This is a genomic window from Pseudomonas sp. W15Feb9B (genome assembly GCF_000828175.1).
In the GTDB taxonomy this organism is placed as follows: Bacteria; Pseudomonadota; Gammaproteobacteria; order Pseudomonadales; family Pseudomonadaceae; genus Aquipseudomonas; species Aquipseudomonas parakoreensis.
This window is the reverse complement of record NZ_JTKF01000026.1, coordinates 113,004-127,254: the sequence shown is the minus strand read 5'-3', so window position 1 is coordinate 127,254 and position 14,251 is coordinate 113,004. Positions and strand designations below refer to the sequence as shown.

Below are 14,251 nucleotides of genomic sequence, written 5' to 3'. Positions count from 1 at the left end.
ACTTACAATTGAAACCTGCCAATCATTGCGAGCAACCAGACACTCTTGGCAATAAGCCTCTCTGGAACTGCTCGCAGCGCTGCCTGTATGGTGACGAACCGCTGGAATGTCCCGACAGGAGAACGCAATGAGTTGGTCCGCCAGACAATACGTCGCTTTTGAAGATGAACGCACCCGCCCGGCCCGTGATCTGCTGGCGGCGATTCCCACGGTTCAGGCGCGATCGGTGGTCGATATCGGTTGCGGCCCGGGTAACTCCACCGAGCTGCTGATGCAGCGTTTTGCGCAGGCGCAGGTCAGTGGTCTGGACAGCTCGGCGGACATGATTGACGCGGCGCGCAAGCGCTTGCCTGACGTGCAGTTCGAAGTCGCGGAAATCGGTAGCTGGGCGGATCAAGGGCCGTTCGATGTGATCTTCGCCAATGCCGTGCTGCAATGGGTGCCGGATCACGCGACGTTGCTGCCGACGTTGGCGGGTAAGCTGTCGGACGGAGGCAGTCTGGCGATCCAGATGCCGGACAACCTCAACGAGCCTTCCCATCGGCTGATGCGCGAAGTCGCCGCCAATGGCACATGGGCCGCCAAACTGGCTGGCGCCGCCGGGCAACGCACCGACATGGCGAGTGCCAGCGATTACTTCTCGATGTTGCGTCCACACTGTTCGCGGGTAGATGTGTGGCGCACCACCTATCACCATCAGTTGTCCGGTGGAGCGGCGGGGATCGTGGAGTGGTTCAAGGGCAGTGGCTTGATTCCGTTTCTGAGCCCGCTGAGCGAAGAGGAGCAGGCGCAGTATCTGCAGCAGTATCTGGCGGCCGTTGCCGAGGCGTATCCGGCATTGCCTGATGGTTCGGTGCTGTTGCCGTTTCCGCGGCTGTTCATCGTCGCGACTCGCTGAAGCCAGCCTTCAGCCACCTGTAGTGAGGGGATTTATCCCCGATGGACTGCGCAGCAGGCCCTTTAAGCGGTTGCTACGCAACCATCGGGGATAAATCCCCTCACCACATATTGTTTGCTCAGATCAGATTAGCGCTGCACCGCCACCAACATCATCATCGGCCGCTCCCGCTCTTCAGCCAGCGCCGGTTGCGCCGCCACCTCTGCATCGCTCGGGCCCCATTCGTTGACATGGCGAATGGCAAAACCCGCCGCGATCAACGAATTCAACAGCGTGCCCATCGTGCGGTGCTGCTTGATCACCCCGTCGGCCAGCCAGTGGGTCACCCGCTCGCCCTCCATCTGATAGCTGTCCAGCGGCCAGCGCTTGTGGCCATCGCTGTCGACCAGCCAGCCTGGATTGCGCGGGGCCATGAAGATCGGGTGCTCGATGGAGAACACAAAATGTGAACCCGGTTTCAACGCCGCGTACAGACGAGCTAACAGCCCTGGCAGATCCTTGATGTAATGCAGCGCCAGTGAACTGTAGGCGAGATCGAAACTGCACGCTGGGAGATCGAGATGCTCAAGATCGGCGCGTTCATAGCGGATGTTCGCCGCCGCAGTGGTTTCGCGCGCGCGCTCCAGCATCTTTTCCGAGACATCCAACCCCAGCACATGGGCGGCGCCATGTTCACTGGCCCAACGGCTGAACCAGCCATAGCCGCAGCCGAGGTCGACCACGTTCAAGTCGTGCATCGATGGCAGCAACGCCTTGAGCGCCGGCCACTCCGGCGCGGCATCGAGGCCGCCGATTGAACGGTTCATCTGGCTGTAACCGTGAAAAAATTCGGGGTCGTCGTAAATGTTTTGCGTCATGGGAAAGTGCTCTTTTGAGTTCGGTCATCAGCGGCACAGAGGCCGCGCCATGGAGTCCCTCGAAAGTCAAAACGCGTATTCGTCGATGGCCGCGCAGGGGGAGGGTGGTGGGTGATGGGGAAATGCTAGCGGAGGGCCGGATTTGTATTCAACCTTGCTGCAAGACCTTCAACGCTGCCGAGGCCAGAAACCCCGAACGACTTTTTTCTTCCGGGTGATGAAGCACATATTCATCTATGCGGTTGAGCAGATAGCCGGGCAGTGTGATGTTGAGTTTCTGCGCCTTGCCCAGGTATTTGGTAACGTCGATATCAACCACAGCCCAGGCACAACCGGAGTACTGCGGGTTCGCTACGTGCACGCCAAGCTTGCTGGCTGGCGGGATCGACGCACCGTCCTCGGCCAGAATTTCGAAATGCCCCTCAATGGCTTCACGAGCCATCGCGACGGCATCATCCAGGTCATCCCCGGCAGAAAAACAGCCGGGAATATCCGGTACCTCCACTCCCCAGGCGTGTTCTTCATCACCTATTGAAATTGCGATCGGGTAAAGCATGTTCGTGGACCTCCTGGACGCTGTCGGTGGAGTGAGTCAAAGCAGCGCCTGTTTCAAAATGCTGATGGCCGTTTTTTTAAGCAGGTCCTTCTTCGGATGCGGCACCGTCACCAGACCGGGTTTGATGGGATGTTTAAAGTGATGATGACTGCCTTTGACCCGCACCAGATACCAACCGTCTGCGACGAGTTGACCGATTAAAAAGCGGCTATTCACAACACCTCCTTGTGGTGTGCTTGGTGGGTACTATAACTACTGATTTTTTTTGATCAACACTATAACCACCGAACGGTCATCGTCCTTTGATTGGCTCGGTGGCAAGATCCAGTCTAGGCTGGGGCGTCGCGTTGGGATGATGGGTGTGTTACAGGCCTTTACGGGGCAATGCGGGCAAATCCCGGACACAAAAAAACCGGCCTTGTAGGCCGGTTTTTTCTGTTCCTGCATCCCCCGTCATAACCACGACGTGAGACCTGATTGAGTGGAGCGGGTAGAGGGAATCGAACCCTCAACTAAAGCTTGGGAAGCTTTCGTTTTGCCACTAAACTATACCCGCTCAGAGCGGCTGACTTTGTACCAGAGTCGGGCGCGAATTTGAAGTTTTTCTTTTCCTCGCAGCGCGTTACAGCATTGAAAACGGTCATTCGCGGGCGAATCCGCAGGGCCATCGATACTGGTTTTTCAGCCCCACAGACCCGCTCGCGACGACACTTTTTCAAATGGCCAGTGCATGGTGATCCTGAACGAACGCATAACGCGTTCGGCTCGTTTGCTGTGACGGTTTCAGGAAACCAAGCAGGGCGTTCTGACTATCGCGGCACGCAGCCTTGTGTTCCATGTCGAGAAAGTGACCGGTGGCCTGCAGCGTGGTGAAGGTGCTGTGCGCCACATGGTTGCCGAATATCCGTGCGTCTTCGGCGGCGGTGTATTCATCCCATTCGCCGTTGAGGAATAGCACCGGCACGTTGATCTTCCTCGCCGCATTCAAATAGCACTGACGATCGCTGTGCAACACGTCGTTGATGTGAAAGTGCATCTGCCCGTATTCGTGCTCGGCCAGGCTGCTGACGTGGCGATAGTTGAAGCGCTTGAACAGTGACGGCAGGTGTTTGCCAATCGTGTTGTTGACCAGGTGCCCGACCCGATCGCCATCGCGCTGGCCAAGGTAGTCGACACCGCGCTCCAGGTAATCAAGCATGTGTGCGTTGATCACTGGCGAGAACGAGCTGATCACAGCTTTTTCAATGCGCCGGGGCTGGTGGGCCAAGGCGACCAGGGTCGCCGCGCCGCCCCAGGAAAATGACAGCACATGTTCTGCGCTGAAGTGATCGATCAGCTCCAGCAGGATCTGCCCTTCGACTTCCTTGGTCAGATGTTTCTCGTGACGGTTGTGAATTTTCGACCTGCCGGCGTAGGGCTGGTCATAGCAAACCACGTTGAATTGCGGGTGCAGATTTTTCACGGTTTGAGCAAACGACGCAGTCGTGGCCATCGAGCCGTTGACCAGGATGATGGTCTTTTCTGCGGCGTCTGCGCGATAGAACTCCGTGTAAACCCGATACTGACCCTGTATATCCAGCACAGCGATTTCTGGCCTCATGTCATAAGACTCCTGGCAAGCAAGCGGGTATGCGCGCAAATAGAGATTGCACGAGCTTTGTGACAGGTAGGCATACGCCTGGAATTTGCTTGGCCCATGTCGATCCATGACTGCGGTCGACGGGTGTTGTTATTGGCGGGCAGTCTGCCGGCTGAGGCGCAACCCAGAGGGCTGACGACCGGCAAAAAGTTTCTTGGATGTATGTTGTGACTAATCGGTCACAATTTGGCCGACGTCCTGATTCAAGCAGTGGGATGGGGATCGCGCAAGTGCCGTTGGTAAATTGTTCGACAACTTCTGCTGAGCGGTCGCCGGCTTAGAACAAATGAATCTCTTCGGTGCGCAAAGCGCGGTACTCGCCCGGTTTTAGCGCGTTATCGAGCGACAGCGCGCCCATGGATTCGCGGTGCAGGCGCATGACTTTGTTGTTGAAGTGACCAAACATGCGTTTTACCTGATGGTAGCGACCCTCGACGATACTGAGGCGCGCCGCTCTCGGGCCCAGCACTTCGAGTTGCGCCGGTTGCGTGGTCAGGTTTTCGAAGGCGAAGTAGAGGCCCTCGGCAAACGTGACCGCGTATTGCGGCCCGATCTCCTGTTCGGTTTCGACGTAATAGACTTTTGGCAGCTTGGTCTGTGGCTGGGTCAGACGTCGTGACCAACTGCCATCGTTGGTGATCAGCATCAGCCCGGTAGTGTTGAAGTCCAGGCGCCCGGCGATGTGCAGGTCGTCCTTGTCCGGTTCATGGATCAGATCGAGCACGGTCGGGTGCTGCGGATCGCGGGTCGCACTGACGCAGCCAGGCGGTTTGTGCAGCATGAAGTAGCGCGCCGGTTTACCGACTTGCAGTACCTGCTCATCGACTTCGACGCGGCTGAACTCCAGCACTTCGCTGTGCGGGTCGCTGACGACTTTTCCGTCGATCCGCACGCGCTTTTCCACCAGCAACAGGCGAACCTGCTGACGGTTATAGCGGGGCAGGTTGCTGAGGAAACGATCGACGCGCATGGTCAGAAATCGGCGGACAAAGGGTCGCGCATCTTACGTGATCGGCCGCGCCGCTGCTTGCAGCTGCGCCTCGACCTGCGCGCAGCGCGGGCACAGGCAGGATTTGTCGCGCAGCGCCGCTGGCAGCGCCTCGAGGACTGCAGGATCAATGCTCACGCCGTAGCACCAGCAGGCTCGGTCAGCGGTGCGCGGGTCGGCAAGGCTGCAATCGTTGCGTGCGCCGCAGGCTGGGCAGAGGTCGGGTTTAGTGTCGGAATCAGGCATAAGTCGGGTGAGGCATTTCCACGCAGGTGCGGTTACGGCCGGTTTGTCTGGCCTGCTACATCGCATGATCGGCCCGAGACAGCAGGGTATGCAAGGTGTCATGAGCATGTACGGTGGTGGCACCGATGTATTCCCGGACATTACGCAGGCTAACTGTGGGAGCGAGCCTGCTCACGAAAGCGGTGGGTCAGCCAACGTAAATGTCGTCTGACACTCCTTCTTCGCGAGCAGGCTCGCTCCCACAGGGGGGGCAGTGTGACTGACGCCGCTGATCTGAAGCCTTTCCGCGCCCGGCACTTGCCCCGGACCTGACAGTCAAAACTGTGTCGGCTGCGCTGTCTTGCTGCGGCCGCTGGTCTTTCAGGAGGCCGTCATGAGTACTTCAAAACTGTTGCGCCGGGTGCTGCTGGGAGCGGTGCTCGGCCTGGGGCTGTCCGGGTGTTATTACTACGCCGGTCCTTACGATGCTTACCCTGCCACTTACTACTATCCCGGCTATTACTCACCGTATTACTACGGCGGTTATTACGGCCCGCGCTACTACGGTGGCGGGCACTATTACTACGGCGGTCACGGTTATCGCGGCGGTTATGGACGCGGTTACCACGGCGGCGGCTATCACGGTGGGCACCACTGATCGGCGGCTGAATGACAGTGTTTTCCAAATGAACAGGATTTCATCAATCACATGTTTCAACTTGTTACGAAAGCGCACCAGATTCGGAAAACGCTGTCAGATAATTCGTCAGTCACCGAATAACCGACTGATGCCTGCCAGCGTCGCTGGTGCGGCTACCCGCGGTCCAGGAGGCCGCCATGTATCGACGAATTCTTCTACTTGCTGCGATGATGTTTTCCGTTGCCGGTTGCGCTCCTTACTCCTACGCAGACAGTTACTACAGCTCGGAGGTCTACACGTCACCCGCTCCCGCGTACTACAACACTGGCGGCACGTATTACAGCGGTGGCGGCACCTACTACTCGGCCCCTCGCTATTACCAAGCGGCCCCGCGTTACTACCAACCGGCTCCGCGTTACTACTCGGCGCCGCGCTACTACCAGCCAGCGCCACGCTACTACGAAAGCCGTCGCTGGCACGACAACGATCGCGGGCGCTGGGACGGGCACCGCGGCGGGGGTTGGGATCGGGATCGTGGTGGCCGTGATCATCACGGTAACCGCGGTGACCACGGTGGGCGAGGCGGTCGCTGGTAATTCACCGCAAACAAAAAAGCGGCGCATTGAGCGCCGCTTTTTTTGTGCCTGCTGAAAAGTGCATGGATAGCTACATCTCCTAGGAAGCTCTCGGAAGGTTCCTACAGTTTTATTTCTTAATGTTTGATAGCGTTTTATTAAAACCCATTGATGTTGGAAGAACTCAATTTTGCGGAGTTGTATAAGCATGGAAGTCTTCACGTATGAATTTACTTGTTATTCATCAGAATTTCCCCGGTCAATTTCGTCACGTCGTATTGGAAGCGCTTCGCAGGCGGATAAAAGTACTTGCAATCGGGCGTGATACGGCACCGGGTGTCGTTGGTATAGAACTGCGTCAGTATCGGTCTTCAAGAATTGACTCCAATATTGGTCATCCATACTTGCGTGGTTATGAAGTGGCTGTGCGAGATGGACAAAGTGTTTTCGAACTGCTGAAGAAGCTTAAGCGTGAGGGATATCGACCCGATATTGTTCTTGCTCATCCAGGATGGGGTGAATCGCTATTCGTCAAAGACGTGTACCCGAATGTGCCCCTGATTCATTTCTGTGAATATTATTATCGTGCACAGGGAGCGGACTCTGGTTTTGATCGGGAATTTGCCGGTGCGTGGGATGCATCATCACGATTAAGAGTCTTGAACTCCATGCATCTTCTGAATATTGAACAGTGTGATGTTGGAATTGCGCCTACACAGTGGCAGCGTAGTCTTTTTCCTCAAGCCTATCAGCCCAAAATTCGTGTCATTCATGAGGGAGTGATTCAAAAACTGCATGCAGAAAAAGTTGAGGCAGTAACACTGCCCAATGGCGTGGTGATTAAAACGTGTCAACCCATCGTGACGTACGTCGCCAGAAACCTCGAACCCTATCGTGGATTTCATGTATTCATGAGATCCATTTCCCATATTCAAGCCCAATGTCCAACCGCACAAATAGTCATCGTCGGCGGAGATGACGTCAGCTATGGACGCAGGCCTGTCGGATTCAAGAATTGGCGAGAGCGAATGTTGTCGGAAGTGGGTTGCGATACTTCAAAAGTGCATTTTGCCGGGAGGCTGCCTTACCAGAAATATAGAGCGGTCCTGGAGCTTTCAAAGGTGCATGTATACCTGACTTATCCGTTTGTTCTGTCTTGGTCGTTGTTGGAGGCTATGGCGTCTAACTGCGTGGTGATCGGTTCTGACACAGCCCCGGTCACTGAAGTTGTTGTCGATGGGGTTAATGGTTTTATTGTCGATTTTTTTGATGGTGAAGCTATAGCGGCCAAAGTGTGTGGGGGATTAAGGTGTTTCAAAGAACTCGATGATCTCAGAAACGCGGCGAAGAGAACAGCAAGCCGGTTCTCTATAGATAATGGCTTGAAAGGTTACTTTCAGATTTTTGAAGATGCAGTGGCGGGTCGGTTTTAATTGGCGTGTTTCGTTATTTTGAAATGGAGATTTGAAATGTTCAAAGTTTCACGCAAGGATGCTTTAAAAAAAATCAAGGTCTTGGTGAAGTACGGTCTGATTCTGCTGATGTGTTATTGGGTTGTGAATTTTTATATCGAATGGGAGGAAGCAGCAGAGCGCAGGGCGATTTACCAAAAGGAGCAAGGGGACTGCAGCAAAAAGCTCGCCGGTATGGAGCGGGTTCCTATCAAGGGCGGGAGTTTGCTCGATCGGACCCGGATACCCGGGTTCCACTTCGGATCGACATTGAAGAGTGACGGATCGTGCATTGCCGATATTCTTGAAGGTTCGTTCTGGTGGACGGGAACGGAACTCCGTACGGAGTATGAGATGAGTGGGATAAAGCCGCCTGCGGGGTGGGGATATTTTCAGGTCGCGGCCATGCTTTCTACCCGGACGGGACGCACTGAGCCGCACAGGATGGGGTATCGACATACAGATTGGCCGGATGATCTGATTGTAGTACTGAAAAATTATCCAGGATTAGAACTTTGGCTTGATGCTCCTCCGCCTCATTTCAAGAATGACTTTTCCGTTATCAGATTTGTTATGCGTGATTGGCGTCGGCATGACGGAACACCTCGGACGATAAATTGCCATGGTTTGAATTATCCTGGCGACAAGATTCAGGCGGCTGGTTTGGGCAGATTAGACTTGCTGAAGTTTAATAAAGAACAATTGGAAAATCTGGATTTTGGAGAATTACAGACCTACTGCACAGTCGAGCTCTACAGTTTTGATTTTGCAGGTGGGATCGGACGTATCGGGCTGGACACAAGTTCGTTGCGAGGTGCACCTGATGCGATTAAATTTGTTAGTGACTATCTTTCACGCGCCATAATTACAGGGAAGTAACTATGAGTTATATTTTCAATGATCTAGAAAAATCAATGATTTTGCAGTTTGCAAATGCTTCCGAGGGGATGTGGTTTGACCAAAAAATTAAACAATATATAGCTTTCGCGGAAGAAGGGCGAAACTGCGCTTCCTTTTATCGGGTTTTATCCAAAATCATTGGCGAAAAAATTTCTGAGGATATTTTCTTCGAAAAAGATGTGGTTGATATTTTGAAAAGCGCGAGGCTTTGGCTTGATGTGGCAATTGATGCCAATGGTGGGCAGGGTGCTTACTCTGCTTTGATTCGTGCCTATACCATGCGCCAAGGGGAGCTTAGATCAAGTAAAAGGTTTACTGATTCGGAAATGCAGAAGTCCTCTAATCAGGTCGCTGTAAATTTCATGAATACTCTGGCTAATGGATCAGTTGAGTATGATTTGGCTCCATGGACCGTACCTTCAATAAGCCAGATTGCCGCCATCGATGCGAGTGCTATTGGACGGGTTTTATTTGATGATATTGGCACGGACGATACCGCTACAAGCCGTAACGCAGGTTGGTCTGGAACCATCGGTTTCAGCCTGTTAGGTGGAAAACCCCCGTATGAAACCTGGAGACTGATTTCCGCAGGCGACCCCAGTTCAGAAATCAAAGGTAATCATGAACTGGCTAAAGTTAATAGGCTCGATGATTTCAAGAATATTCTATTTGCCATTGACTCATACAGTGTCGGCCTTCGCGCGGCGGTCAATAACTTTGGTCTCAATGTGCTTGAAAGCGTGTTTTCGGTAGTGCCCGAGCAAATAAAAATTGCAATGGCCAGTGGAAACAGCAACCCATTAATCCAGTACGTGGTGAAAGGCACACCCATTTCTCCCATCGTTGATCTGATATTGCGATATGGCGTAAGTGCATTTTTTGACATGTTCAGACGAACATACGACGGCGGCTCTGATACCACACCTACGACCGATCAAACGTTCGCGGCCAACGCCTACGCATTTTTCTCAGGGTTTGCCCCGACGCAATCCCAAGGCATCGTTACCAAAACCATTGGCGAATATGGCAGCGCCACAGGATGGGCACGCCTCGCCATTCAGGACACGCCGCTTGGTATGGCTGTGCGCAATTCCCTGAAACAGCTCAGTGAAATAGTCATGGAGCGAGAGGACGGTTTCCCGGGTCGCGAACTGGAGCTTTATGACCCCGCAACTGGCAAAGGCTTTATTACCGAACAGTGGATTTCTGATCGCGCAGACATGTTGGCCCGGTTGATATCCAGAACCCATGGTTCGTTCGGAGAAAACACACTGCAGAAATTTTCTTTCACGGATATCGCATCGGGCAAACAGGCGCCCATGACCACTGGCGTATCCAACCCGCTGGTGATGTTCGGTGACGACGGAGGGCGATCTTTCGGTGGCGCGACAAATGCCGATCATCTGTATGGCGGTGCGGGCAATGACTCGATCAGTGGACTGGCAGGTAATGACGTTATCGAAGGTGCTCGCGGTAACGACTGGATAAGCGGTGGCGGCGGCAATGACGCGCTATACGGGATGGCGGGTGATGATGTTTTGATCGGCGGCAAGGGTAACGATTCTCTGACCGGTGGCGAGGGTAATGACCGATACACGTTTTACAGTGGTGATGGAATCGATGAAATTTTCGATGCAAATGCTGATGGGCAGTTATTGATAAATGACCGTCCGATTCCCGCCGTCAAACGCAGTGCTCTTCTGAGCAACACATGGTTCACGCAAGACCGATCCATAACGTTGACGCTCATTGAAGAACTCATGGAAAACACACTGAACATCCGCTACGGCCAGAGCGATCTGATCGTAATCAAGCACTACAGGCCGGGAATGCTGGGTATTCAGCTCCCGGACTTCGATGGCCACACCTTTTCAACACCCGATCTGGTTATCCAGGGTGACTGGAGAGCCGCCGATACGGACCCCAATGTTCCCGGTGATCAGCTTTCCTACGATGACTTGGGTAACGTTGTGCTGTTGCCAAATGTAAAACAGAGGAATAAGGCCGACGCACTTTACGGATCGCCCAAAGACGACGTCCTCCTTGGGCTTGGCGGCTCCGATCGACTGTTCGGACAAGCTGGAAACGATCGATTGTTTGGAGACAAACAGTCAACCCTGGAAAAAGCTCTGGCTGATGGTGTCGCCAAGGGGAAGGTCGGTCGTGGCGATTGGCTGGATGGTGGGCAGGGCGATGATCTGCTGGTGGGGACTGCCTCTGGAGACGTGCTGCTCGGTGGCAACGGTCGAGACACACTGGCTGGGGGGGCGGGTGATGACTTCTTGCACGGCGACGATACGACTGGGGTACTGGAGCAAAACTGGAAATATAAACGACATGAAGTCGTTCTTGCCCAAGGCGTCATCAGCTTGCGCACCACCTTCGACAAATCCTCCGTGACAGATGCATTGGAAGGAGGCAACGACGTTCTGTACGGCCAAGGCGGGAGAGATGTTCTCACGGGCGGTTGGGGCGAGGACGTGTTGGATGGCGGAACTGAAGATGATCAGCTGGGCGGCGACGGGGGCGATGACACCCTGACGGGTGGCAGCGGCAATGACACATTGTTCGGAGACAACCTTGATTGGGGTGGAGGACTCCCAAGCAAACACCATGGCAACGATCTGCTGGAGGGAGGCAGTGGCGACGACGCTCTCGCTGGCAACGGCGGTAGCGACGTCTTGTATGGCGGCTCCGGCAATGATGCCCTGAAGGGGGATGACGAGGTATTGGATGGTGTGGCGGGTGACGCTAGCCATTTCTTCGGACGTGACTTTCTGGACGGTGGTGCGGGCGATGACACCCTTTGGGGCGGCGGTGCTGATGATTTGCTGTTTGGTGGGGCAGGAAATGACGAGTTGGTTGGCGATTACTACGACCATCCGATTCGCCACCACGGTGATGATTTCCTTGATGGCGGTATGGGTGACGACACGCTTCAAGGATTGGGTGGCTCCGACACACTCATAGGCGGGCCGGGCGCTGATGCTCTGGATGGCGACCAGCCAAACTTGCCATCCGGCGGCACCAACGATGACCTCGTTCGAGGCGATGCCGGAAACGACACCCTTTGGGGGGGCTTGGGCGCCGATACGCTTTACGGCGGTGCTGACGATGACTTGATGTCTGGCGACTACGAGCAGACGCCTGAAGGCGAACAGGGTGCAGATTATCTGGACGGTGGTTCAGGCACTGACACGTTGCTGGGCGGCGGTGGAAACGACACGTTATTTGGCGGGGAGGGTGTGGACTACCTGCGCGGTGACTCAGGAAATAATGTGTTTGAGGGCGGAGCCGGTAACGACTACCTGGAAGCGGGGGACGGGGATGATATTTACTATTTCGGAGCCGGTGATGGGCTTGATGTAGTTGTAGACGCCGGTGGCAACAATGTCATGAAGTTTGGAGCCGGTTTTTTTGCGGATAATCTGAAAGTTGAAATTATCGATATTGAAATGGGTTTGGTATTGCGGCTGGCCAACGGAGTAGGTGACGCCGTTCTGATAAAAAATCACGAGACGTGGCGAGACTCAACTTTCAGTTTCAGTGATGGAGTGGTCTTGAGCTACCAGGATGTCATCAAGAAAATGCTTGCTCCGGTAGTTGTGATGGAACCGCCGGTAATGGAAGTGGTGGACAAGGCAGACATGGAAGAAACAGAAGACACGGGTGAAGACAGCGGTATTGCAAGCGTTCCCGTCCTGTCAGCCATTGATGTTTCGAGCGAAGGAAATGAGGCGGAATCGGGCAATGGCATTGAAGGGGTGGAAAAATTCCTTGGGGAAATTCAAGGAAGGCGTTCGAAAAACAGGCAAGCCACGGGGTTCACCCTCAATGATCAAGGTGTCTGGGTCAGAAATCAGATTGTCACGACTGATACGGGTTACATCACTTATACCGACTTGATTGATGAAAGCATCGAAAACGGATCCTTGTCTGACACCCCGCAGTGGATGAACGCTCCATCTGGCAGAGCTGTGTACAGCGACAGGCAGACGAGCTCTGCATCACACTCCTATTTCAAAAATACAAAGGCTGAGGGGGCAGCAAACCCATCGAACCACAAACCTCAATATTATCGATCTGGTTCGGGTGGCGGGTTTTCGTTTAAAGCAGGAGACGTGCTGGTAGAGGATAGAAACAAGTCAGGGACTATCGAAGGTTGGTACATCTATCCTGCAGCAAGCTTCAACGCTGGCGAAACTGTTCGTAAAGAATTTCGCCGAGATGTAAAGACCGAAACCATCAAGCACAAGACTGTGCAAGGTGACGCCGGCGGCGGACGAGTGAACCTGGAAGTTGGAAATACCTTTCATGGCGGTAAGGGTGATGACCTGATAGTCACTTATGCACGCTCACTGCTTGACTATGGCTCAGTGAATGACCGGATTCCTGGTGCTGTTTTATCGGCTGGGGCAGGCAACGATACACTGCTCGGATCCGAGGGGGCCGATTATTTAATCAGCGGTTCAGGGATTGATTGGCTCTACGGTGAAAATGGTGCCGACACCTACACTGTCCAAGCACACGCTGACGCAACGACCATTATTGCGGATGTACTGAGTCCTGTTTTTCACCGTCCGGAAGTGGGTGTGACGGGGTGGAAAGACGAGTATGGGCTGATTGATCAAGATGTTGTCATTCTTCCAGACGGGGCAAGGCTGGACGAGCTGCAATTAAGTTGGGGGGCGGCGTTGATTGAAACAGTCAATATCGAATTGGCCCCCAATCCGTCACGTGACAACTATCGCTACCCACCTCGGGCGAAGATGCTCTATTCGACCCTCGATATTAAATTGGGGACTCAGCAGGTTCGTATCGTTTTACCCAATGCAGGGAATCTCCAGGGCTCCGGGATCGAAGTCATAAGGTTTGCCGACGGCACAAGCGTCAGCCTTAAGACTCTTCTGGAGTCTAGTCAACTGGGCCCTGCCCCGGATACTTACCACAATGCCGTCGTCATTGATGATGCAACTACCGCCCAATCTCTTCGAGATGCTCAAACGCTGCCACTGGTGGGCGGTCACGGTAATGATTTGCTAACGGGTAGCTCTGGCGAGGATGTGCTGCTGGGTGGCCGAGGTAATGACACGTTGTCCGGCGGTGCGGGCGATGATGTATATAAATATGATGGTCTTGGCAGGGACGTGATTGATAACTCGGGCGGCGGTATTGATGGAATCGATTTTTCAGATGTTGACTTGAATATCGGGCAATTGAAATTCCACCGCGAAGGTGATGATCTGGTAATCGTTGTGAATTACGGTGTTTCACCGAAGGTGCGGGTTTCCAATCATTTTTCTGGAGGGGAAAGCGCCATCGGCTATATAAGAGTTAGAAGCGGAGGTAAAGCGACTCAGGACTATACTGCCACTGAAATTGCTGAACGTTTGCATCCTCTACCTCCGTTAAGGGATGTGGAGGATATCTTGATTAAGAATAACGAGGACTCGTCAATCGCTATTGCGGAAATAGTAAAGTTTTACGAGTTGAATAGTTAGGTTTAATAAGGTCAGTTAAAG

General features: G+C 53.9%; 12 protein-coding genes and 1 tRNA gene. 6 read left to right on the top strand and 7 right to left on the bottom strand.

Features of this window, described 5'->3' with window-relative positions:
* Window positions 1–127: 127 nt before the first annotated feature.
* Window positions 128–898 carry a trans-aconitate 2-methyltransferase gene (gene tam / locus OC71_RS14675; RefSeq protein WP_041070424.1) on the top strand — a complete coding sequence of 257 codons (771 nt, stop codon included), beginning with the start codon at window positions 128–130 and terminating at the stop codon, window positions 896–898.
* Window positions 899–1,026: 128 nt separating this feature from the next.
* On the opposite strand, the gene OC71_RS14670 is transcribed toward tam, so the two are convergent.
* From OC71_RS14670 to OC71_RS14640, 7 genes are all read right to left on the bottom strand, one after another.
* Complete coding sequence (locus OC71_RS14670; RefSeq protein WP_041070422.1) at window positions 1,027–1,755, bottom strand: class I SAM-dependent methyltransferase; 729 nt, start codon at window positions 1,753–1,755, stop codon at window positions 1,027–1,029.
* Window positions 1,756–1,903: 148 nt separating this feature from the next.
* The gene (locus tag OC71_RS14665) at window positions 1,904–2,311 is read right to left on the bottom strand and encodes a type II toxin-antitoxin system HicB family antitoxin (RefSeq protein ID WP_041070420.1); all 408 of its coding nucleotides are present in this window, start codon (window positions 2,309–2,311) and stop codon (window positions 1,904–1,906) included.
* Window positions 2,312–2,347: 36 nt separating this feature from the next.
* Window positions 2,348–2,527, bottom strand: coding sequence for a type II toxin-antitoxin system HicA family toxin (locus tag OC71_RS14660; protein ID WP_007963251.1), 180 nt, complete (start codon window positions 2,525–2,527; stop codon window positions 2,348–2,350).
* A gap of 266 nt (window positions 2,528–2,793) precedes the next feature.
* Window positions 2,794–2,867 (bottom strand) — tRNA-Gly (locus OC71_RS14655).
* 159 nt (window positions 2,868–3,026) lie between these two features.
* Complete coding sequence (locus OC71_RS14650) at window positions 3,027–3,911, bottom strand: alpha/beta fold hydrolase (protein ID WP_041070418.1); 885 nt, start codon at window positions 3,909–3,911, stop codon at window positions 3,027–3,029.
* Window positions 3,912–4,227: 316 nt separating this feature from the next.
* Window positions 4,228–4,920, bottom strand: a complete 693-nt coding sequence (locus OC71_RS14645; RefSeq protein WP_041070416.1) for a pseudouridine synthase — start codon at window positions 4,918–4,920, stop codon at window positions 4,228–4,230.
* Window positions 4,921–4,953: 33 nt separating this feature from the next.
* On the bottom strand, window positions 4,954–5,184 hold the full coding sequence (locus OC71_RS14640; RefSeq protein ID WP_041070414.1) for a cysteine-rich CWC family protein: 231 nt from the start codon (window positions 5,182–5,184) through the stop codon (window positions 4,954–4,956).
* Between the two features lie 373 nt (window positions 5,185–5,557).
* Between OC71_RS14640 and OC71_RS14635 the strand changes: the two genes are divergently transcribed.
* The 5 genes from OC71_RS14635 to OC71_RS14615 all read left to right on the top strand — a co-directional run bounded on the left by OC71_RS14635 (window position 5,558) and on the right by OC71_RS14615 (window position 14,230).
* Complete coding sequence (locus tag OC71_RS14635; RefSeq protein WP_041070412.1) at window positions 5,558–5,821, top strand: hypothetical protein; 264 nt, start codon at window positions 5,558–5,560, stop codon at window positions 5,819–5,821.
* A gap of 179 nt (window positions 5,822–6,000) precedes the next feature.
* On the top strand, window positions 6,001–6,399 hold the full coding sequence (locus OC71_RS14630) for a hypothetical protein (RefSeq protein ID WP_041070410.1): 399 nt from the start codon (window positions 6,001–6,003) through the stop codon (window positions 6,397–6,399).
* A 203-nt stretch (window positions 6,400–6,602) separates the two neighbouring features.
* On the top strand, window positions 6,603–7,811 hold the full coding sequence (locus OC71_RS14625) for a glycosyltransferase family 4 protein (RefSeq protein ID WP_041070408.1): 1,209 nt from the start codon (window positions 6,603–6,605) through the stop codon (window positions 7,809–7,811).
* Between the two features lie 36 nt (window positions 7,812–7,847).
* The gene (locus OC71_RS14620; protein WP_041070406.1) at window positions 7,848–8,708 is read left to right on the top strand and encodes a hypothetical protein; all 861 of its coding nucleotides are present in this window, start codon (window positions 7,848–7,850) and stop codon (window positions 8,706–8,708) included.
* Between the two features lie 2 nt (window positions 8,709–8,710).
* Window positions 8,711–14,230 carry a calcium-binding protein gene (locus OC71_RS14615; protein ID WP_041070404.1) on the top strand — a complete coding sequence of 1,840 codons (5,520 nt, stop codon included), beginning with the start codon at window positions 8,711–8,713 and terminating at the stop codon, window positions 14,228–14,230.
* The last annotated feature ends 21 nt before the right edge of the window (window positions 14,231–14,251 follow it).